Raw genomic sequence first — 25,978 nt, 5'->3', positions numbered from 1 at the left:
TGTTACTCCATCACCATCACAATCTGCTGCTAACCATGTAGCGTCAGGTGTTGCTGTTTGACTGGCAACATCAAAATCACAATTGTCTAATGGATCTGTTCCATCTAATACTTCTTGTGCATTTGTTACTCCGTCTCCGTCACAATCTGCTACTAACCATGCTGCATCTGCTGTAACTGTTTGATGAGTAATATCGAATGAACAATTATCTAATGGATCTGTTCCGTCAGTAACTTCCGTTCCGTCTAATACACCATCTCCATCTGAATCTGGGTTTTGAGGATCTGTTCCTTCCGTTAATTCATCTCCATTTGTTAATCCGTCATTATCACAATCTAACAGGTTCCATTCAGAACTTGCTGTTACTGTAATACTAGCTGTTAAGAAATCACATCCATCTGTAGGATCTGTTCCATCTAACACTTCTTGCTCATTTGTTACTCCATCACCATCACAATCTGCTGCTAACCATGCTGCATCAGGTGTTGCTGTTTGACTTGTTACATCTAAATCACAAGGATCTTGAGGATCTGTTCCATCTGCTAATTCATCTTCGTTTGTTACGCCATCTCCATCACAATCTGCTGCTAGCCATGCTGCATCAGGTGTTAATGTTTGATTTCTAACAACCAAGTCACAATTATCTAATGGGCTTGTTCCATCAGTAACTTCCGTTCCGTCAATTACTCCATCTCCATCTGAATCTGGGTTTTGAGGATCTGTTCCTAATGTAATTTCATCTCCGTTTGGTAATCCATCGTTATCACAATCTAATAGGTTCCATTCTGGACTTGCTGTTACTGTAATACTAGCTGTTAAGAAATCACATCCATCTGTAGGATCTGTTCCATCTATAACTTCTTGCTCATTTGTTACTCCATCACCATCACAATCTGCTGCTAACCATGTAGCATCAGGTGTTGCTGTTTGACTTGTTACATCTAAATCACAAGGATCTTGAAGATCTGTTCCATCTGCTAATTCATCTTCGTTTGTTACGCCATCTCCATCACAATCTGCTGCTAGCCATGCTGCATCAGGTGTTAATGTTTGATTTCTAACAACCAAGTCACAATTATCTAATGGGCTTGTTCCATCAGTAACTTCTGTTCCGTCTATAACACCATCTCCATCTGAATCTGGGTTTTGAGGGTCCGTTCCTAATGTAATTTCATCTCCGTTTGGTAATCCATCATTATCACAATCTAATAAGTTCCATTCTGGACTTGCTGTTACTGTAATACTAGTTGTTAAGAAATCACATCCATCTGTAGGATCTGTTCCATCTATAACTTCTTGTGCATTAGTAACTCCATCACCATCACAATCTGCTGCTAACCATGTAGCGTCAGGTGTTGCTGTTTGACTTGTTACGTCTAAATCACAAGGATCTTGAGGATCTGTTCCATCTGCTAATTCATCTTCGTTTGTTACGCCATCTCCATCACAATCTGCTGCTAACCATGCTGCATCAGGTGTTAATGTTTGGTGATCAAAATCAAATTCACAATTATCTAAAGGATTTGTTCCATCAGTAACTTCTGTTCCGTCTAATACACCATCTCCATCTGAATCTGGGTTTTGAGGGTCCGTTCCTAATGTAATTTCATCTCCGTTTGGTAATCCATCATTATCACAATCTAATAAGTTCCATTCTGAACTTGCTGTTACTGTAATACTAGCTGTTAAGAAATCACATCCATCTGTAGGATCTGTTCCCTCTATAACTTCTTGCTCGTTAGTTACTCCATCACCATCACAATCTGCTGCTAACCATGTAGCATCAGGTGTTGCTGTTTGACTTGTTACATCTAAATCACAAGGATCTTGAAGATCTGTTCCATCTGCTAATTCATCTTCGTTTGTTACGCCATCTCCATCACAATCTGCTGCTAGCCATGCTGCATCAGGTGTTAATGTTTGATTTCTAACAACCAAGTCACAATTATCTAATGGGCTTGTTCCATCTGTAACTTCTGTTCCGTCTATAACACCATCTCCATCTGAATCTGGGTTTTGAGGGTCCGTTCCTAATGTTATTTCATCTCCGTTTGATAATCCATCGTTATCACAATCTAAGAGGTTCCATTCAGAACTTGCGGCTACTGAAATACTAGATGTTAAGAAATCACAAGCCTCTGTTGGGTCTGTTCCATCTATAACTTCTTGCTCATTAGTTACTCCGTCACCATCACAATCTGCTGCTAACCATGCTGCATCAGGTGCTAATGTTTGACTTGCAACTTCTAATTCACAACTGTCAGTTGGATCTGTTCCATCTAAAACTTCTTGTGCGTTTGTTACTCCATCACCATCACAATCAGCAGTTGGCCAATCGTTAGTAACAGTTATCGATGCTGAAACATCTACACAAGGCATTTCTTGACTTATCGTATATGTATATACCCCTGCAGTATTAACTGCTGGGTCAAATATTCCATCAATTAAATTTGGACTCCAAGTACCACCTGTATCGGCACCACCTAAAGCTGCAAATAAATCTACATTATCACATATTGCAGTGACTGCTCCATCAACACCAGGATTAGCTTGAGGTATAAAATCTACTACTACTGTAAGTAAATCTATACTTTCACAACCTGCAGCATTAGTTTGACTAATTACTACTAAATCATCTGTTAACGCTGTTAATAATGTCGTTGAAGGAATTGATACTTTAGGATCAGCTTCGTAATCTGCTAAAGTGTCATAATAATTTAAAGTTAATGTTTGACCATCTGTTGTAACTTCTAAATCAGCTAAAGTTGCTGTAGCCATTTCAGACTCACAGAATTCCTGATGAGAATCACCATTTGGATCTTCTGGTTCTGGATTAACTGCTACTACAAACTCTAATCTATCTGACATACTAGACATACAAGTAGAAGGTGCATCTTCTGCAAATCCTGCAAAATAACTCACTCCATTTGTTAAAGGTGTTGTAGTCGATAACACATTACCTGCAGCATCATACCATATTACTGTTGCTCCTGCTGGTGTATTATCTACAACTAAATCTGCAATAGTATTTCCATCTGCCACACAAGACATTGGAGTCGCATCTGGTGATGTTGGTATTGGTAAATTACATGTATATGTAATTGTTATAGTTGCATTGTCTGCTGGTAAATTAACATTACCATCATTATCCTGAATTGTATAATCAACTGGTGTTGGATTACCTGTAAACGTCGATAAAGGAATAAAACTTACTGCTCCCGTAAAAGGGTTAACACTCCATGTACCTTCACCCGCTACGTTAAATCCTGTTACATTTCCGTCTACTACATTAATTCCTGTAGCTCCTGGAGGTATAACTAAACTAACACTTCCTACATCTACTGATCCATCAGCATCAGCATCTACTAAAGGATTAGGATTTGCTGGATCTTGATTGTTAGCAAATACATCTATTGTTACTGTTGAACCAGATACGTTATCTAAATCAAAATCATCTTGAGGTACTGGTGGAACAACTACGTATGTAATTGTAAGAGTTGCCTCATTTGATGTTAATCCGCCTGTATCATTTACTTCATAATTAATTGGTGTTGGATCTGCTGTAAACCCTGCTATTGGAGTAAATGTAACTGCTCCGGTAGGATCTACTGTCCAAGTCCCTTCATTAGGAACCACTAAACTATCATTAAAACCATCTCCATTTGTATCAGTCGCTGCTGGATCTACAAAGTTTACAGTTGAAGGATCAATTGCATTTGAAGGATCAGCTAATGTATTTGGTATATCATTATCACCAATTAATGTATCCATTGTTACTGGACCTGCTGGATTATCTAAATCCTCATCATCCTCTGCAACTGGACCATCTGGTATACGAATAGTTACTGTAGTAGTACTTTCGTTACCATCTTCGTCCTGAATCGTATATTCAAAAGATGTTTCTCCAGACCAACCTGGTGCCGGAATAAAGGTCATTCTACCATCGTCGTCTATTATTACAGTACCATTAGCTGGCTGAGTATAGTTAGACACGACTGTATTACCTTCTCCTAAAATATCTTCGTCATCGTGATCATCACCAAAACCATCATTCACTTCAAATAAATTTGCAATGATAGACTGGTCAACAGCTGTTACAAAATCATCTGGCATTGCTTGAATAGCTGCTCTGCGTAATGCCATTGGAATTTGTGTAGGTGCACACATACAGTTAGCATCACTTGGCACTATAACAAATACAAGCCCTGTAAGCTCATCACAAGCTTCTGTACCATTAAATTCGATACCTTCTGTTAAAGAACCTCCCGCTGGAATCGCCCCCACTAAGTTACCAGTAAATATACTAGTACCTGCAGGATCTCCTGCTGCATCAGCACAATAGAAATTAAACTCTGCACCTGCAGGCATTTCTAATTCTCCTGTATTTTCGATAGTAATTGTTGCAAGACTATAACCAAAAGTAGATACTGTTTCTTCTAATACTGCTTCTGAAGAACTTAATGCTGCTGGAGCCGGTTTACGTATTTCGACATCTTTTTGTCTACTTCCTGTTTGAATGATTGCCTCTGTACATGATACACCTGATCCAGTTGTACACGTTGTACCAGTAGTTTCTATATAGTTACTTACTGTTACAGAAGCCGCATCAGAACAAATTCCATTAATAGGAGTAACTTCAAAAGAAAACTCAATTGTATCGTCATTTACCATCCCACTTGGATACTTTACAATTAGTTCATTAGGTGACTCACTATCAATTATTATATTATCTGAACCTCCTCCTGTATCTTGTAACGTTCCAGGAACATATTCTAAACCTACTGGTATAGTTACTTTTGCAAAATCTTCCGTACCCGTTAAAGCAGGTGGATTACCAATAATATCTTTGATTGTAGATTTATCAATTATAGTAAAGTTAGCACCACAACCATCTATTGGATCTGGAACTGTTAATTCTGGGAAAGCTCTGTAAGGCGCTTCTAACCCATCTACAATAACACCATCACTAAGCACTTTTGTATTATCTCCTTGTGCAGGTTCTGTACATGGTGCATTTCCATTAATTTTAAAACTTATAGGTGAATTAGATTGATAATCACAAGTTGTTTGTAATGTATAACGAATCTGAATTTTTCTATCGTCTTCACTTACACCTACAGCTCCTGTACCGGGTAAACCTCCATATACATCCATATCAGGGTGCGTTAATGGGATTTCGTATGATGTAGTAAGATCAGCTACTGTACTTGTTATATCTGACCAATTACCTGAGTTTTTAGGATACTCTGATTCAATTAAAATAATATCTAAAGCTGAAGTTCCTCCAAAAGGTTCTAATGAAGAAACAGGATCTACAACTGTAGCTTTTAAACCTGCATTATATTCTAATATTATGGTAAAAGGCGCACAATTATTTACTGCTGCTGCAGGTTGTGACACCACCGTTTGTTGAATTAATGCATCCGAAGGGATTAATGCAATTGTTGCAATTTCCTTATAACAGAAATCTGTAGTAGTAGAATAGTCTGTTGGGTAAGCATCACAATCATACCCAAGGTAAAAATCTACATCTGTTTCATCACAAAAATCATAGGTTCCTGCAATTCTTATATTTTTACTAGCTCCTGCTGCAACTGCTCCAACTTGAACATAAAAATTACCATCTGCATCGGTAATAATTTCTGTAGCTGGATCAACTGCTGTACCTCCACCAGAACCATCTGCTAACACATCAATACTAGCGTTAGTTACAGTAATGGTTCCCGCTTCTACTTTTACCCAATGATAGGGTATTGAAGAAGTTGAAGTATTAACAATTTGCAAATCAAAGAATGCTTCAGGACCAAATCCGTCTACATTTGAACCAATTAAAGGTTGAAAATTATAACTAGGAGGTGTGTAATTTAATCTTATAGCCGCCCCCGCATCTCTATTTCCGTTAACCCCTGTTAAGTCATTTGAGTTATCACCATCATCCGAAAACGTTACGTTTTGAATTCTAGTAAGATCCTCTCCATACTTAGCCGGATCTGCATAGACATTATGTGCCCATGGATATAAATCCATTGTGGTAAATACATCAATTTCAGTATCTTCCTCTAGTTCACATGTCCCTTTTATTTTTAGGTTAGTTCTGTATGCCGCTTGACCTGTTTGATCAGAATCTCGGTAATCACTTCCAGGAACTGGAGTTGCTGTCCATGTATTGTTTCCTGTCTGAACTAACTGCATATCTCCATTACTTGCCCAGAATACACCCTCTGATGTTTGCTGACTTGCATCTAATACTCTAATACCATCTGGCACTACGTAGTCTATTTGCTTTATAGTTGCAAACGGTCTGTACTCTCCGGTATGTAAATGACCAATAGACCCTCTTACATATAAGTTGTAATCTATTGCGTTAAGCTCTGCACAATTTGCAAATGCTTGATTAGCCCCACCTGTAATTAAAAATGGCCTCGTAAATTCTACTGAATCTCCCCAATCATCACAACTAATTTCACGATTTCCTGTATTGTTATTTAAATAACCATTTGGATGCACACCTGTTTCATCAATAGTAAAGAAACGTCCTCTAAAGCCCATAGTGTTAAATGTATTTGCATAATATGTATCTAACATAAAATGCCAATCCATTTGGATAAAAAATTCGTCTCCATTATCAACTGTACCCGAGTCCAATAAAGGTATTGCATTAGAAAAATCAAAATCCGCAATAAAGTCATTAGTTCCTGATGGATCTGGAATAATTGTTGGTGCACTTAAAGCAGTAACTGCTGTAGTTGTTCCTGCCGAAGCATCAAAAAAGTAAACTTCTCCTTCAATAAACCTAATAGTTTCTTGACCTAAAGTTGCAGATGTTGGCAAATCGTATTTTTGTCTAAAATGCAAATCGTCTCCAAGAATATTCCCGGCAGAACTATTCATAAATCCTGTAGCAGAAACACGCATATCATCCCCTGCTAAATATTGATTCAACTCATGAACTGCAGGATCCAACGTCACTAAAGTAGACATCGTGTTATCCGTATAACCTGGTGTTATCCTATAAGAATCAAATGATGTAATATTTGGTCCTTGACAAGATCCACAATTGTGTAATAAAACAGGTAAAAACGTATCACAATGTACGTCCTTTGTTTTACAAATATCACCACTAGCATCTCTCCAATTATAAGTTGTTTTATAATCTACAACTATTGGGTTTGGCGTTGCACAAGTTGCTATTAAAGGAAAACGAATAAAACGATCAAGATCACCACCATTACGGTTGTTGTAACCGTTTATTAAATCTGTTGTACTGTAATACACCGGTGTACCTTCACCTCCTGGTTGTGTAAAAGCAGGATCAGCCGCAAGATCTAAACTTACTCCAGCTGGCACATCCAATTCCACAATCATTTCACTATCTGCACTGGCTGTAAATAAACCTACACCATTATTTCTGTAAGCAGTACCCGCATTAACTAAATAAGGGTTTAAGGCTAATTCAAAAACTGTCCCATCCGTAGTATCTGTATCTTGTTCTCTTAACGTAGGATTAGTATAGTCTCTTCCTAGGTTACCATAACCTAAGTCTACACCTCCCACTCTTGTTACATCACATTGTGTTTTGGCAAGACCATTTAAAAAGATATGTTCCCAATCTTGTATTTGATCGTATCCTGAACTACAAGTAAAAACATCGTCATCAACAAAAGTAATGTCATATGTTAAGGTAACTGTATCACCAGGTGCTATATCATCAAAAGAACCATCGTTATCTATATCAGAAAAACCACCGACTCCATCTGGATCGGTACTTAACGTATTTTCTTCTAACATTTGAGTATCTCCATAAGATGCATAAGTTGCATTTGCTGGAGTCCAACCTGAAATATCACTAGACACATTAGTTTGATCCCCTCCGACACCTAATCTAAAATTAGTAAATATTTTTTGATCGTAAAATGTACTTGGCCAACGATTGTTATTATCGTATCCAATATTTAATAATTGTCCATTACTACCTAAACCAAAAGATAATCTAACATCTTTTGCCCAAGCAGCAGCACCCGTTCCTGTATTTTGAATTTCTACTACAACTGTGTTTGTACCACAAATTTCTCTAGGATTACTTATTGTAGTAAAAGTTAAAGTAGGTATTGCAGCTCCAAAAAGAACAGAACCTACAACTGGCTGAGACAAATAACAATCCCAACCTGCGCGATGCGTTACGTTTGTATCCGCTGTGGAAGAACCACAAGACGCCAAACCAAACTCTTCCGTAAAGACTAAAGTTTCACCATCATTAAAAACACTATTACCATCTTCAAACGCTCCGTTACCTGCACTAAAAGGCGCAACAGACATATCATATGGATATACTAATGGATTAGAAAAAGGATCTATAGGTGAAAGCTCTACACCTCCATAAAACAATTTATAGTCTGTAATATCATTACCATAAGCTACCGAGTGATAACCTGTTGTTGTCCCTGAATTACCAGCATTAATATCTGATATCTCTCTTGTATGTGTACTACCTACAATTGCTTCTACAGATAATATTGGTGAATCCACTAATAAAGATGGTGCAATTAAATTATAAGTTCCAGTGTTTGGATTGGTATCTTCACCAAACCCTTCTCCACCTGAGTAATTTAAAATAACGTAATCTTTAAATGTACCACTATTTTCTTTATGCACTACCGCATCACAATCTGCAGTACGTTGGAAAACAAAAGAGGCAGAACCTCCTGCACCCCAATTTGTAGCAGCGTCATTTCTATTAACAGCAAAAACTGGATTATTTAAATCTGTAATATCAGCATCTAAAACAACAAAGACATCTCCTGGCAAATTAGGATTTGACGAAGTAATAGCTGCTGTACCCGGAATGTAATCAATACCAGGAGCTAGATTGATAGTAACCAAAACATTATTGGTTGTGGACCCCAAAGAGGTAATACCGACTTCATTGAAGGCTTCGTTACCAGGACCAATACCTACAGCTGCAGCTGAAGACGCTAAAATAGGTTGGTAAACAACTTCAAAATCGTCATTGGCATAATCTTGAGCAAACGAAGAAGTTGCGAAACTCATAGCGAAAATCGCTAAAAGCAAAACACTTCTTTGCTTCCAAGAGTCCAGAAAAGCGAAAAGGTTAGAGTAATTGTTTTTCATAAATTTAAAATTTAACTTTTTACTATTATACTTCTATTATTATAAGACGACACCATTTGAACTGATTTCTTAGTAAAGCGATACTGAAGAAAACAATTAAATGAGACTAATAAAGAAGTTAAAACTTCGATGTCAAAATAGAATTGATTTAATTTGGGTTGGGTATTTTTTGTCATAAGTATTAACTTATTAAAATGGTATTGGGTTTGTTTAACTTTATTCAATGTGGTTTTTACTGAAATATTAATATAGTGTAATTATCTTAAAATATTAACAAAAGTAGTTTACGTTATTGTAATTTAATCATAATTTTCGATGAAACAACCATTATAGTCGATGAATAGCAGTTTTTTAAGGCAATAAGATAAAAAGAAAACCTATAAAATGCATTTATCACCGTTAAACAAAAAAAAGAACGACTGTTAAGTCGCTCTTTTTTATATAACTAGTAAAAATTATTCTACCAAATTCTAACTCTATCCTCTGGTGCTATGTACATATTATCACCTTCTTTAATATCAAACGCCTCGTAAAAAGTATCTATATTTAATAAAGGTTGTACAGCTCTGGTCATTCCTGGAGAATGAGGATCTGTTTTTATTCTTGTCTTTAAAGCGTCATCACGCATTTTTGTTCTCCATACTGTTGCCCAACTCATAAAAAAGCGTTGCTCTGCAGTATAACCGTCAATATCTTCTGGACGTTTACCATCTTGCTCAAAACTCATTTGTAAAGCATCATAGGCTGCAAGTACTCCTCCTAAATCTCCGATGTTTTCCCCTAAAGTAAAAGCACCATTAATATTTGTTTCAGGAAGCACCTCGATAGCACTATATTGATCTGCTAATTTTTTACCTAAACCTTCAAACTGTTTAAGATCTTCATCCGTCCACCAGTTATTTAAATTACCGTCTTTATCGTAACGTGATCCTGAATCATCAAAACTATGAGAAATCTCGTGTCCAATTACCGCTCCAATTCCACCGTAATTTACGGCATCATCGGCATTAAAATTATAAAATGGCGGTTGTAAAATAGCTGCTGGAAAAACAATCTCATTATATGCAGGGTTAAAATATGCATTAACTACTTGTGGTGCCATATACCATTCTGATTTATCAACAGGTTTTCCTAATTTTTCAATATCATCTTTAAATCCCCAAGCACGTGCATTTAAAGAGTTCTGTAAATAAGACCCTCCATTTTCCACACTACTAATTTGTAATTCTGAATAATCTTTCCACTGATCTGGATAAGCAATTTTCACTTTAGTTGCTTTTAACTTTTCAATTGCCTTTAATTTAGTTTCTGGACTCATCCAGTCTAATTTATTAATACGATTTTCGAATGCTAATATTACATTCTTAATCATCTTTTCTGCTTTGATTTTAGCCTCCGCAGGAAACTTCTTATCAACGTATAATTTACCTAAAGCTTCTCCAATTGTTCCGTTTAAAGCTCCTAATGCACGCTCGTCTCTGGGACGTTGCGCTTTAGCACCATTTAATTCTTTACCGTAAAACTCCCAATTAGCGTTTTCAATATCTGTACTTAAAAATCCTGCTGAATTATTAAATGTCAACCATTTTAAATATGCTTTCCAATCACTAACATTTTCTTCTGCTAATACTTCTTGTAATCTTTTAAAATAACCAAGATCACCAATAATTACAGTATCTAATTTTTTAACACCAATACCAGTTAAAAAGTTTTTCCAATTTACAGCAGGCACCATTTTTTGAACCTCTTCAATAGATCTAGGATTGTAACGCTTACGTGCATCACGACGATCTACTTTATCCATTTTAGCTTCTGCTAATCTTGTTTCGAAAGCTAAGACTTGATTAGCTTGTGTTTTTGCATCTGCTTCATTATCTCCTAAAAACTGTAACATTCTAGTGATATGCGCTACATACAATTCTCTTTTCTCTTTAGAATCGGCATCATCTTTAATGTAATAATCTCTATCAGGTAAACCAGTGCTACCTCCACCTAAATAAGCAACATTACGATTACTGTCTTTTGGATCAGAACCTACACCAAAACCGTATAAACCGCCACCTCCTTTTGGCTCCATCTCTATCATGTAAGCCTGTAAGTCATCGCTGTTTTTAATATTAGCGATTTTTTCTAAATATGGTTTTACTGGATCAATACCTAACTTGTTACGACCTACAGTATCCATTATAGTTTGGTAATAATGTACCGCCTTTTCTTGGTCTGAACCTGGTAATACTTTTATACTTTCTAAATCTTTATTATCTGACATTGCAGACTTTAAAATACCTAATGCATCCGAATCTGTTTTTTTACGCAATTCTTGAAAACTACCCCAAGTTGATTGATCATCCGGAATCTCATTATTTTCCAACCATTTTCCATTTACATATCTAAAGAAATCTTCTTTAGGCTGTGTGGTTTTATCCATGTAATCAAGATTGATTCCAGGAACTACTTCTAATTGAGCAGAAGGTTCTGCTTGCTTCTGTTCTTCTTTACATCCTAAGATGGTCAAGCAGCCAACTATACCTATTACAGTTGTTTTTTTAAGGTTGATTTTCATATAAATAGTGTTTATAAAAACATTTTAATAAGGGTTCAAGATATAAAAAAGCACCTTTAAGAATTTAATAAGGTGCTTTTTTTAAGTATAAATTAACTATTAATTAACTATTAGCTTTTTTGTTATTTTACTAGTCTCAGTTTCTAAATTTAGAAAATAGACCCCTGTAGAATACTTGCTTAAATCTAATTTGTAGTTATTATTATTAGTTTGTGCATCTTGCTTTTGATACATCATTTTTCCTGTTACATCGTATACACTAATATTAAATGTATTAATAGTTTTAGTCTTTATATTAAAGACACCTTCTGATGGGTTTGGAAAAACCAAGAAATTACTTTCTGAAAACTCAGCTACACTAAGAGCATTACCTGTTATTACCAAATTATCTACAATAACACCTTCTTCTACTACAGATTGATCAGAATGAAATACAAATCTAAACATCATATTTGTTTCTGCATTAAACGGTGTCAAGTCATAACTATACTCTGTTAATACAGCATATTCTGGAGCGACCCCAGTCCATTGCGCACCAGGACAATTAAAACAAGTATTGTTCTCTCCTGTTTCTGTTGCATTGTTATACCAATTAGCATTTGTTGCATCTCCCAAAACAGTCCAATTTACACCCTGGTCTATAGAGTACTCCATATAAACGATATCCCAATTTTCTTCTAGCTCAAAAGCCATATCAAATTTAATTTGCGGATCCGCCAAGGTTGACAAATCGTAACATTCGGTTACCAAATAACTTTTTGTTTCGTTAGCATAATCCCCTGTTAAATTTGTTGCATAAACCTGATTAGATAAATCAGCACCATTATTATTTAACAAAAGACCATTAGGTACACCACGCTCCCAATATTGAGTAGATGCTCCTTGATCAAACACCAAAAGTTCTTCTTGATCTGTTTGAAAAGTATTCACTACATCTACCACACCACTTTGATTAGCAAATATTACTTTTTGCTCAGAATCATTATTTATATCGTAAACATCACCTGTAGTTGTAGAGCTAACTTTAAAAACATGCCTTCCTTTATCTAAAGTAAATTGAGGTAAGTCAATTACTGTAGTTGCTTCAGACACTAAAGTCCCTGCCCAACTAAAATTACTTGGAATCCCATCTATATAATATGTAAAGTCTACAGAAGTAATTGTTGATATACCATTATTTTCAATTTCTACTTGTGGAGCAATATTTGCATTACACTCGATAGCATCATTGATGCCTTCAAGAGAAACTAATCTTACATCAGCAGCAGCTAATTCTGTAGGAATCTCTGATTGCCAAATTCCTCTCCCATAAGTTGCAGCTGTTATCTTATCATCTAAAACATTAAGTTCTACATCTGTTACAGACACGTTTGGCAAGCCAATATTAAACAACTCCCACGCCAATGTATCATCATCATACCTATAAACCCCTAAACTTGTTCCTAAATACAGCGGATTTTTAGAATGTAAAGCTTGATGTTTAATGCTGTTTTTAGTTACATCAGGCAAACCTGTTGAAATATTAACAAAATTAAGTCCTCCATCTATAGATTTAAAAACTTGTCCATCGGTCCCCGATGTTGTAACATACACAATATTATTATCTGTATTATTAACCTCTATTGAAGTAATGTTTGAAGTAAATGTTTCTAGAAAAGAAAAATCAACACCAGCATTAACACTTTTCCTTATAGTTGAATTTGTAGCAATATAAATAACATTGGTATCTAAATCGTCAATTTCTAAAACATCAATATTAGAACCAAAAGGTTGAGAAATCGCGACCCAATTATTGTTTTCTAGTTTATACAAAGACCTATATCCAGAATACAATTGACTATCACTATTCATAACAAGAGGTGTAATCCAATTACCATTTTCTCCTGCAGGAGAAGCGACAGACCCTGAAATATTAGCACCCGCTGAAGTAGACGTATACAATCCTCCTCCGTTTTGAGTAAAACCATAAAAATTATTTGAGTTAGCAGGATCTATTGCGGTGTCCATTCCATCTGCACCATAATAGTTTTGCCATTGCCCATTATTAAATGCATGACCTCCATTATCTTGCAATCCTCCTACTATTTTATCTGATGTTTGTTTAGCAACTGCTACTCTATAAAATTGACTGATTTGCATTCCGGCTGTTAAATCTGTAAAACTAGAACCTCCGTTTGTAGATTTATAAAAACCACCATCAGTACCTGCATACAAATCACCATTAAAAAATCTTAAAAAATGAATATCTGCATGAGAATATGCTGATTGAAAAGGCGCACTCCAATCATTCAACTTTGTAAAATTAGTTTGTGTTCCATTAACAATACCTTTCCATATATTAAGTACTCCTGTATAAATTTCGTTCTCATCGGTATCAGAAACAGCAAAAGCTAAATCGTACCAAGATTGTGTTGATTCAAAAATATCTCCATTACTAGCTAGAGAAGCCACTTGTGTAAATGCTACTCCAGAATTTACCGACTTAAAAACTCCTGCAAAACCAAAAGAATTATTTGAAGCTAGCACATAAACTACGTTAGGGTTAGCTGGTGTAACATCAATTACATATCTAGAAATACCTGAAGCTGGTAATCCTGTTCCTGTCCCAAAAAATGATTCACCGCCATTTACAGATAAATAAAAAGTGTTACTAGATACAGCATATAAGATATTAGGATTTTCTGGCTTTACTTTTAAATCTCTAATATTAATTCCCGTAGTACCATTAGACAATCCACCACTAGTTTGATTGGACCATGTAACCCCAGCGTCTGTTGTTTTATAAACGCCATCAGTAGTAGCAACCCATAGTATATTAGAATCATTAGGGTTAATATAAATGTCGTTCATTAAGTTTGGACTATTTGTCACATTCAGCCCCGTAGTATTCCATGTTAATCCACCATCTATAGACTTCATAACACCAATGCTAAAAGAATCCTCAGCATCGTCATCTCCTGTAGCGATATATATAATGTTTGAATTATTTTGATCTATTGCAATTCCGGACACTCCTATTTGTGGTAAATCGTCTGTAGTAGTAATCCAATTAAGACCAGCATCTGTAGATTTCCATAAACCACCTGCCGGAGCACCAGCATAAATAGTTGTTGGTGTATTTGGATCTTGAACTACTACATTAACACGTCCTTGACCAGGAGACCAAGACCCTGTATTGCTATGAGAAAAAGGACCTACAGGGATCCAGTTACTCTCGTCTACTAAAACATTACTACTTCTAGAATTAGTATTTTGACCATGAACAGTCAAATACGTGTTCCACAACTCTAAAGACGTTGGCAATGTCCCATCTTGTTTTACAAAATTAGACCAATAGGTTTCCCACCTTTTAAACGGCTTATAACCACTACCTTTAACATTAGGATCTCTTGTTTCCCAATAGGTATTAAAAGCACTTACAATTTCTTGAAATTTAACAGGATTTGCATCAGTACGTGATGTCCTATTTAGGTCGCTCATCCATGGCGCATCCTGATTAAACTGCCCATAAGAAATGGACACAGATAGTAAAAACAATAGGGATAATATTTTTTTCATTTTTCGATTTTTTCAAATCAAAAATAACTGTTTTATATATAAACCCACGTTTATTTAACAAAAACATCGATAAAACACCACTATAGAGTTCTATTTATTGCTACTCTCTTAATTTTGCTTTAGTAACACTATCTATTTCTTTTTTCATAACAATAACATCACTTACCTTATTATTAGGTATAGTGATGGATAAGACATAATGCTTTACCTTCCATATACCATCCACCTTTTCCACTACTCCAGAACCTCTACAAATTTCCATTTGTGTATCTAGCAACTCATCAAACCAAGCTAAATTTTGAGTTTTATCTAAATATACATGCCTTTCTAGAGTTGTAAATCGCCATGCTTTTCCTTTATCAAAATGTGGTTTTGAATAAGACTTAAAGTCTTTTAACTGCCAATTTTCAGAAGCATCTGTACCAATAAACACACCATCTTCCGTCATTAAACTAAAATACGCCTCAAAATCAGCATCAGCTGCTGCTTTATGCCACGCCTCTATATTAGTTGTGATGTCTTTTTTAACCAAATCAGGATTAATTTTTTCTTCTTTTTTATTACAAGAAAAAATAGTAAAAGCAGCTAATAAAGTAAGCGTAAAGTATTTCATATTAAAATGGTTTAACAATGGTTTGATTATCCTTCTCAATTTTTTTATTGATTTGCAAATTCAAATTTGATTGCGCAAAAAACACTTGACGTATTGCTAATAACTTTTCCTTCTTAGTACTAGATTTTAAAGCTTCGATCTCTTGAAATTTTAAAAGCATGGTTTTTAACACCAAAACCCTTGCTTTTATTGCTTGCGTATTAATAGCTTCCGGAATAGTTTCTTCTAAATCCTTTATAGTAGAATTAAATAAATCTACATCTGCATTAAAAAACGTAAAATCTGGAGTAGACAAATTTTGTATACCATTTGCTACATCTAAATACGCTTGCCAATTAGAGATTACAGCATTAGCCTTCGCATCTATAGCAATGTCTTGATAAGTAATTTTTTTTATGTCTTTTTTAGTAAGTAATAACGTGTCAATTGCAGTAAAACCGTCATCAATAACCGCAACTTCACTTTCTTTTTTACAAGATGAAAACAACAAAGTGATAACTAATAAAAAATTAAAAAATTTCATAATAAAAATTAAATATTTGACGTACAAATATATTAGTTTAATGAATTACATTTTACCAAATGATAAAAATGTTTTTACAAACACTTTTATACTATTTTTATTAATAAATCCTCAAAATGTTATTACTTTTGAGGGCATATTTTATAAATAATCCAAAGAAATGAGTGGAAAAATACTAATCATTGGTGCAGGTGGCCAAATAGGCTCTGAACTGACTTATAAATTAAGAGCAATACATGGCGACGAAAATGTTATTGCAAGTGACCTAAATTACAACAACGTAGGACTAGTAAATTCTGGTACTTTCGAAATTATTGATGCCATGGATTATGCTTCAATAAAAATATGTTGTGAAAAACACAATGTGGACACTATTTACCTAATGGCAGCTATACTTAGCGCTACAGGAGAAAAATATCCAATGAAAGCTTGGGATTTAAACATGCAATCGCTTTTTCATGTTTTAAACCTTGCTAAAGCTAAGGCCATTAAAAAAGTATTTTGGCCATCAAGTATTGCTGTTTTTGGACCAACAACTCCAAGAGAAGACACGCCACAGCACACTGTTATGGAACCGACAACGGTATACGGTATTACCAAACAAGTTGGTGAGCGCTGGTGTCAATACTACCATGAAAAATACAATGTAGATGTTAGAAGCATCCGTTACCCAGGTATTATTAGCTGGAAAACACTTCCCGGTGGTGGAACAACAGATTATGCGGTAGAAATCTATCACGAAGCTTTAAAAGCGAAAAAATATGATTGTTTTTTAAGCGAAAACACTGCTTTACCTATGATGTACATGGATGATGCTATTGACGCTACGGTATCTCTTATGTCTACTAAAGAAGAGAACGTACAAATACGATCGTCTTACAACCTGTCTGGGATAAGTTTTACACCAAAACAGATTGCTGAGTCTATTAAAAAACAAATTCCAGAATTTGAAATAAGCTACACTCCTGATTTTAGACAGCAAATTGCCGATTCTTGGCCTAGTAGCATTGACGATACAGAAGCTAGGGCGCAATGGAACTGGAAACACCAATACAATTTAGATGGTATTACAAAAGACATGCTTAAAAACCTAAGCAAGTAATTACCAGATTACATAAGATATCTAAAAAGCCTCTAATAGTACTAGAGGCTTTTTTATGCTTTAAAACCACACTTTATTCCACAAAAAAACCACTTACATTACTGTAAGTGGTTTACAACTTGCTCCTCCTCTTAGGCTCGAACTAAGGACCCTCTGATTAACAGTCAGATGCTCTAACCAACTGAGCTAAGGAGGAGTGTTTTTCGCTATTGCGAGTGCAAATATAGAATCTTTTTTGACTTCTGCAAAACAAAAATTAATTTTTTTTAATTAAATATTGCTTTAAAGATATCATTACCGTTCGCAAACAAGACTAACGCTATTAAAATGAAGAATCCAACGACTTGCGCTTTCTCTAAAAATTTCTCGCTTGGCTTACGCCCTGATACGATTTCGAACAATAAAAACACAACATGTCCTCCATCTAAAGCAGGAATTGGCAATAAATTTAAAACACCAAGCATAATAGATAAAAAGGCAGTTAATCCCCAAAAATTTTGCCAAATCCAAGTACTTGGAAAAACATCGTATATGGCTTTAAATCCTCCTACACCTTTATAAGCCCCTGTGCTTGGACTAAAAATCTTTCCTAACTGATCAAAATAACCTCCAACTTGATCTACAAACTTATCCTTACCGCCAACAAAACTTTCTAAAAAGGTATATTCTTTTAATGTCTTATCATAATAACCAAGCGCATCAAAACGCTTTGCGTCTTCACCTGGCATAATACCAAGCTTTCCATCGTTATTTACTTGTAACTGTCTTGTAATTGTTTCAGTACCTCTTAAAAAGGTAGACGTTATTGTTTGGTTTTTATAAGCCATCAATCTATCACCTACTTCATCATAATATCTAAGCGGTTTATTATCTACGGTTAATAAGATATCTCCTTCTTTTAAATCAACACCTTTATTAACCATAGTATCGGACACTTCTCCAACCATAAAAGGAAATCTTAATTTAAACAAACCACCTTTTACTTTTCTTGAAGACAATTGTCCTAGAAAATCTACAGGTAATTGTAAATCTACAGTTTCTCCATTTCTATCAATAGTATACTTTTCTGTCTTAATTATGTTTTTTACAACATCTAGATGGCTATCTACTTTTTGACCATCAACAGCTATAATTTTATCTCCAGTTTTAAAACCTAAATCTACCAATAATGGATTATCAATCCAATATCCGTCTTTCATACTTTTGGCAGTAACATCTGTATCACCATAAGTAAAAGACATGATTACATATATAACGTAGGCTAACACAAAGTTGACAAAAACACCACCTAACATAATAATTAAACGCTGCCAAGCCGGCTTAGATCTAAACTCCCATGGTTGTGGTGGCAAAGCCATTTGCTCCTTATCCATACTCTCATCTATCATCCCAGAAATCTTAACATAACCTCCAAGTGGCAACCAACCTATACCATAAACGGTTTCTCCGATTTTCTTTTTGAATAACGAATATTTAACATCAAAAAATAAGTAGAATTTTTCAACTCTTGTTTTAAATAATTTAGCAGGAATAAAATGTCCTAACTCATGTAAAACAATTAATAATGACAGACTTAACAAAAACTGTCCAATTTTTATAATAAACTCCATGTAGTGTTTCTATTCTTTTTAATAAGCGCCAAAAGTAACTATTTACCATTAGTTTAAAAAACAATAGCTTTAATGCTTTCGAGAATTAACAAATTTTATGAGTAATGTCATAAGATAACCTAAGGTTTTCATTGTATTTTTGCAGTATAAACCTAAAACACTAAAAATGCTTTCGTTTTTTAAAGATTATAAATTATTTGCGATTGTATTCGGCATAATTTCAATCATTATAATGTCTATTTTTTATAACATCCTAAAAGTAGACAAACCCCTACCTATTTACCAACCTGCAATGGTAAACACAGAATTGGTTGACAGTACCATACAGCACAAAATAAAATACCATAAAATTGCCGATTTTAGTATGACTAATCAAAACGGTAAAACAATAACTCAAGCGGACTATAAAGATAAAATTTATGTCGCCGATTTCTTTTTTACAACATGCCAAACCATCTGTCCAATTATGACAGGTAATATGGAAACTATCCAAAAAGAAGTATTGAATGATGACGATGTGATGCTATTATCCTACTCTGTCACTCCAGATATTGATACCGTAGAACAGTTAAAACGTTATGCCATTAAAAAAGGAGTAAATGACAAAAAATGGAATTTAGTTACTGGTGATAAAGGCGAAATTTACAGACTAGCTAGGAAAAGCTATTTAGCAGTTAAAGACGACGGAATGCCTGATGACTACGGAATGGTACACACAGAAAATTTTATGCTAATAGACAAAAAAAGTCAAATTCGAGGCTATTATGATGGCACAAAAACGGAAGATATCACCACACTTTTAAATGATATCAAAAAGTTAAAAAAAGAATACGAAGAGTAGTTTTTTGCTCTCAATTTTTTTAAGCTGAAATTTTCTCATACTTTTGCTTCTTTAAAATCAATCTAAATAAGCTTGGATAACACACTAGACACACTAAAAAGAGGAGAACGCGCTATAATTATAGACGTTTCCTCGCATTTAATTCCATTAAAACTCCTAGAAATGGGGTGTTTACCAGGCAATAGTGTCGAGTTGGTACAAGTAGCACCTTTTTCCGATCCATTATATTTAAATATAAACGGGAGCCATTTAGCAATCAGAAAAGAAACTGCTATTCATATTATCATTGAAAAACAAGTGTAATGAGCAAGCAAATAAACATCGCCTTAATTGGTAATCCAAATACAGGAAAAACATCTGTTTTTAATGCCTTAACGGGGTTAAATCAGAAAGTGGGAAATTACCCTGGGATTACAGTAGAAAAAAAAGAAGGTATTTGCAAATTGCCAAGAGGTGTAAAAGCACATATCATTGATTTACCGGGTACTTACAGCTTAAACGCGTCGTCTTTAGACGAAAACGTAGTCATCGAATTACTTCTAAACAAAAACGACAAAGATTTTCCTGATGTTGCAGTAGTAGTTAGTGATGTTGAAAACTTAAAACGAAACTTACTACTTTTTACACAAATAAAAGATTTAGAAATCCCTACCATCTTAGTCATTAATATGGCTGACAGAATGAAATACAAAGGGATTTCATTAGATATTGAACATTTAGAACAGGAATTAAAAACAAAAATAGCAGTTATTAGTACTCGTAAAAACGAAGGTATTGACAACTTAAAGTTATTAATTTCAAATTACAGAGACCTGTCAACAACACCATGTTTAAATGCCTCAGAAATTGACACAGACTACTTTGACAAACTAAGACAGGCTTTTCCTAGTCAATTGCTTTACAAATTATGGTTGGTTATTACCCAAGATGTAAATTTTGGTAAAATGGACAGAAACGAAGTCGAGGCACTTGCTAGTTTTAAAACTAAATCTAAAAGTGACCTAAAACGTCTTCAGCAAAAAGAGACCATTAAGCGTTACCAATTTATAAATAACACGCTTAAAAAAGGACAAACCATAGACGCTAGTCAAGCTAAAGATTTACGTACAAAATTTGATCGTATTTTAACCCATAAAGTCTGGGGTTACTTAATATTCTTTTTAATATTACTACTTATTTTTCAAGCTATTTATGACTGGTCTACGATACCAATGGACTTTATTGATGGTGTATTTGCAAGTCTAAGTGATTGGGTTAAAAACACACTTCCAGAAGGTGCTTTTACAAATTTATTAGCCGAAGGAATTATATCAGGATTAGGAGGAATAGTCATTTTTATACCTCAAATAGCGTTTTTATTCCTGTTTATAGCCATTTTAGAAGAAACTGGATATATGAGTCGTGTCGTTTTTTTAATGGACAGAGTCATGCGTCGTTTTGGCTTAAGTGGTAAAAGTATTGTACCTTTAATCTCAGGAACTGCTTGTGCTATTCCTGCAATTATGGCCACAAGAAATATTGAAAGCTGGAAAGAACGCTTAATTACAATTTTAGTAACACCTTTTACAACGTGTTCTGCAAGACTACCTGTATATTTAATAATCATTGCTCTTGTTATTCCTGAAGGACGCTTTCTTGGATTAAGTTACCAAGCTTTAACCTTAATGCTACTGTATTTATTAGGGTTTGGAGCTGCAGTTATTTCGGCTTACATATTAAACAAGGTCTTAAAAATAAAAAGTAAAACGTTTTTTGTGGTAGAAATGCCAAATTACAAATTACCGCTATTCAAAAATGTTGCCATTACCGTTTTAGAAAAAACGAAATCATTTGTATTTGGAGCAGGAAAAATAATATTAGCCATCTCAATCATCCTTTGGTTCTTGGCATCTTACGGTCCAGGAGACGCCTTTAATGATGCAGAAAATATTGTTAAAACAGAATATGCTTCGCAAAATTTAAACGAAGAAGAATTAAATCAAAAAATAGCCTCTCAAAAACTAGAACACTCGTTTATAGGTATTGCAGGACATGCTATTGAGCCTGTAATTAGACCACTAGGTTACGATTGGAAAATAGGAATTGCTATTGTTAGTAGTTTTGCTGCAAGAGAAGTTTTTGTTGGTACTTTAGCGACTATTTATAGTGTTGGTAACGATGATGAAGACACCATTAAAAACAGAATGGCAGGAGAAGTCAACCCTATTTTAGGTGGTCCATTATTTAATTTTGCATCCGGTATATCGCTACTACTATTTTATGCATTTGCAATGCAATGCATGAGTACTTTAGCTGTTGTAAAAAAAGAAACTAACACTTGGAAATGGCCAACATTACAATTAGTAATCATGACAGCTATAGCCTACATTTCGGCATTAATAGCATATCAATTTTTAAAATAATATTATGAACACAGTTATTCAAAACATACTAGTTTTTATCACCTTAGGGTTTGCTTTGTTTTTTCTTTATAAAAAGTATTTCGTTAAAACGAAATCAAAAAAAGCTTGCGGAACGGACGACTGTGGTTGTCATTAATTGTTTCGCAACATAGACTCGATATAATTACTAGTATTAAGATATTCTACTCTTAAATCTCTAAGATATTTTTCGATTATTTTAGAATTAGCGTGTTTAGGATTTAAACAATCGTTACTATCATAATCCGTAGCAGTCAGCACCAAATACCACTTACCTTTTCTGGAGCTATATTTATCAAAAAATAACGGATCATTCCCGTTAGCATCTCTTTTAGCATCTACTAAAATCGGCACTAAATTAATAGTCTTAGTATCTTTACTTGTTTCATAAAACGAAAAATAAAACGGTTGATCTTCAATCTTAAAAGCAACGTTACTTTCAACATTTACATGATTTAATTGATACTTTGTATTGATAAAATTATAGAACTCGTTAGCTTCTTTAGGATCTTCAAAGATTAACGAATATTGTTTAGGCAACTTCCGTTTAAACTTTTTAGCAACCATAATCCTATCACCTGCTATAGTAGGCGCAATTTTTACAGGAATACAAGAGGTTACAAAAACAAAAAGCAGGACAATTACAGAAGGTTTCATAAAATTGGTTTTCAGATAATTATCAAAAATCATACCCTACCACTATTCAAAAAGCAAATCCAAAACATAAGACCGATCACTAACAGTTCCTACCTCCTTTGGATAAGGAAACAAATTAACAGCAGACACGATAACCTCAGCGTTAGAATACAAAGTTAACAACCGTGTATTTGGTCTAACAATAATTGATTTCTCTTCCAATAATAATCCATTTTTATAAATCCCGATAAGCACTTCTGCTTCTCCAGCACGGATACACATAACGTTTTTTGGACATCTCGAATCTTGAATAACTTTAATGAATTTAACGGTTACATACTCATGCATATAACTACCTCCTTCAACCAATCCTATTGATAGTTTAGGGGTTTCTAATGCAACTAAAGTCGAATCTTGAGCAGAAACTACACTAGTAAAACAAAGCAAGAATAATACGGATAGGTATTTCATTTTAAATAATTTAACACCAATATAACAACTTAAACCATGACACTTTATTGAATTAACGAAATTTTAGTTACATTTGAAAAATATTTAAGCAACCTTAAAAATTTATTAAAGCAATAATAAATGTCAGTAGCAATAGAAAATTTTGTAAAAGCAATCTACAAAAGTAAAATCAACGATATTACAGATACAAAACCAGGCAACATAGCCAAATTACTAGGCATTTCTAATGCTGCAGCCACTGATATGGCAAAAAGTTTAGCTGCTAAAAACCTAGTAGATTATCAAAAATACAAAGCCTTACAGTTAACTGACGAAGGTGAAAAATTAGCATTAAAAGTTATTAGAAAACATAGACTTTGGGAAGCTTTTTTACACAAAACGTTTGATATGTCCTTGCATGAAATACATCGTGAAGCGGAACTACTAGAACACGAAACTTCAGATTTTTTAGCAAATACAATTAGTGCCTTTTTGGGTAATCCAAAATTTGATCCACATGGGGATCCTATTCCCAACGAAAATGGCGAAATAACTACAAAAGACACGTCTGTATCATTGTCTAAAACCAAGGAAAACAAAACATATATCATCGCCAGATTAATGAGTGATGATAAAGAGTTTTTTGATTTTTGCGCTATAAATGGTTTAAAATACGGAAATAAACTAACCGTAATTAAGCAGTTTAGTAAAAACAAAATGACTCAAATTTCAATAAATAATAACACGATTCTTTTAAACCAAGATTTTACAAAAATAATTTACGTTAATGAAACTGACTAAAACGCCAATAGCCTCCATAATTACAGGGTTAGCGCTTTCGATTTCTGCAATAGCGCAAGACAACACTGCATTAGAGCCATTAATTACAGATAGACCTGATGCGACGGAGTCTCCTAACGCTATGCCTAAAGGGCACATACAAGTCGAAACAGGTGCTTTTTATGATACTTTTGAAGAGCATAAAATCAAAACAGAAAACTACACGTACAACACAACATTAGTGCGTTACGGTTTATTAGATAATTTAGAATTACGATTAGGATGGGACTTTACAGAAAGTTCAACATCAATTAATGGCAATCAAATAGACAATATTATAAGTGGTTTTTCTCCTTTATTGCTAGGAATCAAAACTAGCATCGCTAAAGAAAATGGATTGTTTCCAGAAATTGGCCTTTTAGGACATTTATATCTACCATTTACCGCTAGCACAGATTTTAAACCAGAAACAACGGGTGTTGATTTTAGGTTTGCTTTTGCACATACATTAAGTGATAATTCTAGTTTATCTTACAATTTAGGAGCAGCTTGGGGAAGTGATTCGCCAGAAGTATCATATGTCTACACTATTGCATTCGGACAAGGTATTACAGATAAACTAGGTGCTTACGCAGAACTTTATGGTGACTTACCAGAAAACCACAAAGCAAATCATCTTTGGGATGCTGGATTAACTTATTTAATAACTAACAATTTACAATTAGACGCAACAGTTGGATCAAGTATTACCAAAGGAAAAGATCTATTACTAAGTGCAGGATTAAGCTTTAGAATACCATCAAATAACATAAAATAACATGAAAAAATATTTACTTATACTATTAGTTTTAGTCACACTATTAAGCTGTAACACTAACAAAAAAGAGAACGGTAAACTAAACATAGTCACTACCACATCTATGATTACGGATTTGGTAAGAAATATTGGGGGAGATTCTATTAACATAAATGGTTTAATGGGAAGCGGTGTAGATCCACATTTATACAAAGCAAGCGAAGGTGACGTAACCAAATTAGTCAATGCAGACGTTATATTTTATAACGGATTACACCTAGAAGGAAAGCTTGTAGAAGTGTTTGAAAAAATGGGTAGTAACACAAAAACCCCAATAGCTTTAGGAGAAGAAATAGATAAAGCAACCTTGATTGGGTCTGATTATTTTGCCTCTAATTACGATCCTCACGTTTGGTTTAACATCGCTTATTTTAAACAATTCGCAAAAAAAGTAACCGCAGTTTTATCTGAAAAAGATGCAAAAAACGCATCCTTTTACAAAGCAAACGAAACCATTTTTATAGAAAAACTAGAGACTCTTCAAAAAAAGGTGATAGCGACCATACAAACCCTGCCTGAAGACAAAAGGATTCTAGTAACAGCACACGATGCATTTAATTACTTTGGTAAAAACTATGGTTTTGAAGTTGTTGGTTTACAAGGTCTATCTACAGCAACAGAAGCTGGTGTAAAAGATGTACAAAATTTAGCTAAATTTATAATAGACAAAAAAGTAAAAGCTGTTTTTATAGAAAGTTCAGTACCAAAACGCACTATTGAAGCCTTACAAGAAGCAGTAAACTCAAAAGGTCATGATGTAAAAATTGGAGGAACACTATATTCTGATGCCTTAGGAAGTGCTGGAACTATAGAAGGGACTTACATTGGTATGTTTGAGTACAATGTAAACACCATTGTAAATGCACTTAAATAAGTTAGCAAATAGCTAATAAAAAA

At 34.4% G+C, this 25,978-nt stretch carries 15 protein-coding genes and 1 tRNA gene; 7 read left to right on the top strand and 9 right to left on the bottom strand.

The window, feature by feature from the left end; genetic code table 11:
• The 5 genes from BMZ09_RS03035 to BMZ09_RS03015 form a co-directional block, all read right to left on the bottom strand.
• On the bottom strand, positions 1 to 9,129 hold a 9,129-nt coding region (locus BMZ09_RS03035), incomplete at its 3' end, for an Ig-like domain-containing protein (protein WP_177183499.1).
• A gap of 460 nt (positions 9,130 to 9,589) precedes the next feature.
• Positions 9,590 to 11,692: a M13 family metallopeptidase gene (locus BMZ09_RS03030; RefSeq protein ID WP_090837356.1), complete on the bottom strand. Its 2,103-nt coding sequence runs from the start codon at positions 11,690 to 11,692 to the stop codon at positions 9,590 to 9,592.
• Between the two features lie 99 nt (positions 11,693 to 11,791).
• Positions 11,792 to 15,250, bottom strand: a complete 3,459-nt coding sequence (locus tag BMZ09_RS03025; RefSeq protein WP_090837354.1) for a T9SS type A sorting domain-containing protein — start codon at positions 15,248 to 15,250, stop codon at positions 11,792 to 11,794.
• Between the two features lie 100 nt (positions 15,251 to 15,350).
• Positions 15,351 to 15,863 carry a nuclear transport factor 2 family protein gene (locus tag BMZ09_RS03020; RefSeq protein ID WP_090837353.1) on the bottom strand — a complete coding sequence of 171 codons (513 nt, stop codon included), beginning with the start codon at positions 15,861 to 15,863 and terminating at the stop codon, positions 15,351 to 15,353.
• Between the two features lies 1 nt (position 15,864).
• Positions 15,865 to 16,386: a hypothetical protein gene (locus tag BMZ09_RS03015; RefSeq protein ID WP_090837351.1), complete on the bottom strand. Its 522-nt coding sequence runs from the start codon at positions 16,384 to 16,386 to the stop codon at positions 15,865 to 15,867.
• Between the two features lie 160 nt (positions 16,387 to 16,546).
• Here BMZ09_RS03015 and BMZ09_RS03005 point away from each other — a divergent pair, with 160 nt between their 5' ends.
• The gene (locus tag BMZ09_RS03005; protein ID WP_090837347.1) at positions 16,547 to 17,488 is read left to right on the top strand and encodes an NAD-dependent epimerase/dehydratase family protein; all 942 of its coding nucleotides are present in this window, start codon (positions 16,547 to 16,549) and stop codon (positions 17,486 to 17,488) included.
• Positions 17,489 to 17,610: 122 nt separating this feature from the next.
• Here BMZ09_RS03005 and BMZ09_RS03000 read toward each other — a convergent pair.
• Both BMZ09_RS03000 and rseP read right to left on the bottom strand, forming a co-directional pair.
• A tRNA-Asn gene (locus BMZ09_RS03000) sits at positions 17,611 to 17,684 on the bottom strand.
• A gap of 70 nt (positions 17,685 to 17,754) precedes the next feature.
• Positions 17,755 to 19,098, bottom strand: a complete 1,344-nt coding sequence (gene rseP / locus BMZ09_RS02995) for an RIP metalloprotease RseP (protein ID WP_090837346.1) — start codon at positions 19,096 to 19,098, stop codon at positions 17,755 to 17,757.
• A 166-nt stretch (positions 19,099 to 19,264) separates the two neighbouring features.
• Between rseP and BMZ09_RS02990 the strand changes: the two genes are divergently transcribed.
• From BMZ09_RS02990 to feoB, 3 genes are all read left to right on the top strand, one after another.
• Positions 19,265 to 19,939 carry an SCO family protein gene (locus tag BMZ09_RS02990; protein ID WP_090837344.1) on the top strand — a complete coding sequence of 225 codons (675 nt, stop codon included), beginning with the start codon at positions 19,265 to 19,267 and terminating at the stop codon, positions 19,937 to 19,939.
• A 72-nt stretch (positions 19,940 to 20,011) separates the two neighbouring features.
• Positions 20,012 to 20,242, top strand: coding sequence for a FeoA family protein (locus BMZ09_RS02985; RefSeq protein WP_090837343.1), 231 nt, complete (start codon positions 20,012 to 20,014; stop codon positions 20,240 to 20,242).
• Positions 20,242 to 22,341 (top strand): ferrous iron transport protein B, encoded by a 2,100-nt coding sequence (feoB, locus tag BMZ09_RS02980; protein WP_090837341.1) that lies wholly within the window; start codon positions 20,242 to 20,244, stop codon positions 22,339 to 22,341. Before BMZ09_RS02985 ends, feoB begins: the two co-directional genes overlap by 1 nt.
• Before the next feature lie 132 nt (positions 22,342 to 22,473).
• Here feoB and BMZ09_RS02970 read toward each other — a convergent pair whose 3' ends face one another.
• Together BMZ09_RS02970 and BMZ09_RS02965 are read right to left on the bottom strand one after the other, a co-directional pair.
• Positions 22,474 to 23,016 carry a hypothetical protein gene (locus tag BMZ09_RS02970; protein ID WP_143067781.1) on the bottom strand — a complete coding sequence of 181 codons (543 nt, stop codon included), beginning with the start codon at positions 23,014 to 23,016 and terminating at the stop codon, positions 22,474 to 22,476.
• Positions 23,017 to 23,058: 42 nt separating this feature from the next.
• Complete coding sequence (locus tag BMZ09_RS02965; RefSeq protein WP_090837336.1) at positions 23,059 to 23,466, bottom strand: hypothetical protein; 408 nt, start codon at positions 23,464 to 23,466, stop codon at positions 23,059 to 23,061.
• Positions 23,467 to 23,586: 120 nt separating this feature from the next.
• On the opposite strand from BMZ09_RS02965, the gene BMZ09_RS02960 reads away from it, so the two are divergent.
• From BMZ09_RS02960 to BMZ09_RS02950, 3 genes are read left to right on the top strand one after another with little or no spacing between them, the layout of a single operon-like run.
• Positions 23,587 to 24,246: a metal-dependent transcriptional regulator gene (locus tag BMZ09_RS02960; RefSeq protein WP_090837335.1), complete on the top strand. Its 660-nt coding sequence runs from the start codon at positions 23,587 to 23,589 to the stop codon at positions 24,244 to 24,246.
• Positions 24,233 to 25,042, top strand: a complete 810-nt coding sequence (locus BMZ09_RS02955) for a transporter (RefSeq protein ID WP_090837333.1) — start codon at positions 24,233 to 24,235, stop codon at positions 25,040 to 25,042. Before BMZ09_RS02960 ends, BMZ09_RS02955 begins: the two co-directional genes overlap by 14 nt.
• Position 25,043: 1 nt before the next feature.
• A complete protein-coding gene (locus tag BMZ09_RS02950) occupies positions 25,044 to 25,955 on the top strand; it encodes a metal ABC transporter solute-binding protein, Zn/Mn family (RefSeq protein WP_090837331.1) in 912 nt (303 codons plus the stop codon).
• Positions 25,956 to 25,978 lie beyond the last annotated feature (23 nt).

It is taken from the genome of Olleya namhaensis, assembly GCF_900114005.1.
In the GTDB taxonomy this organism is placed as follows: domain Bacteria; phylum Bacteroidota; class Bacteroidia; order Flavobacteriales; family Flavobacteriaceae; genus Olleya; species Olleya namhaensis.
Note: the sequence above shows the minus strand (reverse complement) of the source record. Positions and strands in the feature narration are given on the sequence as shown.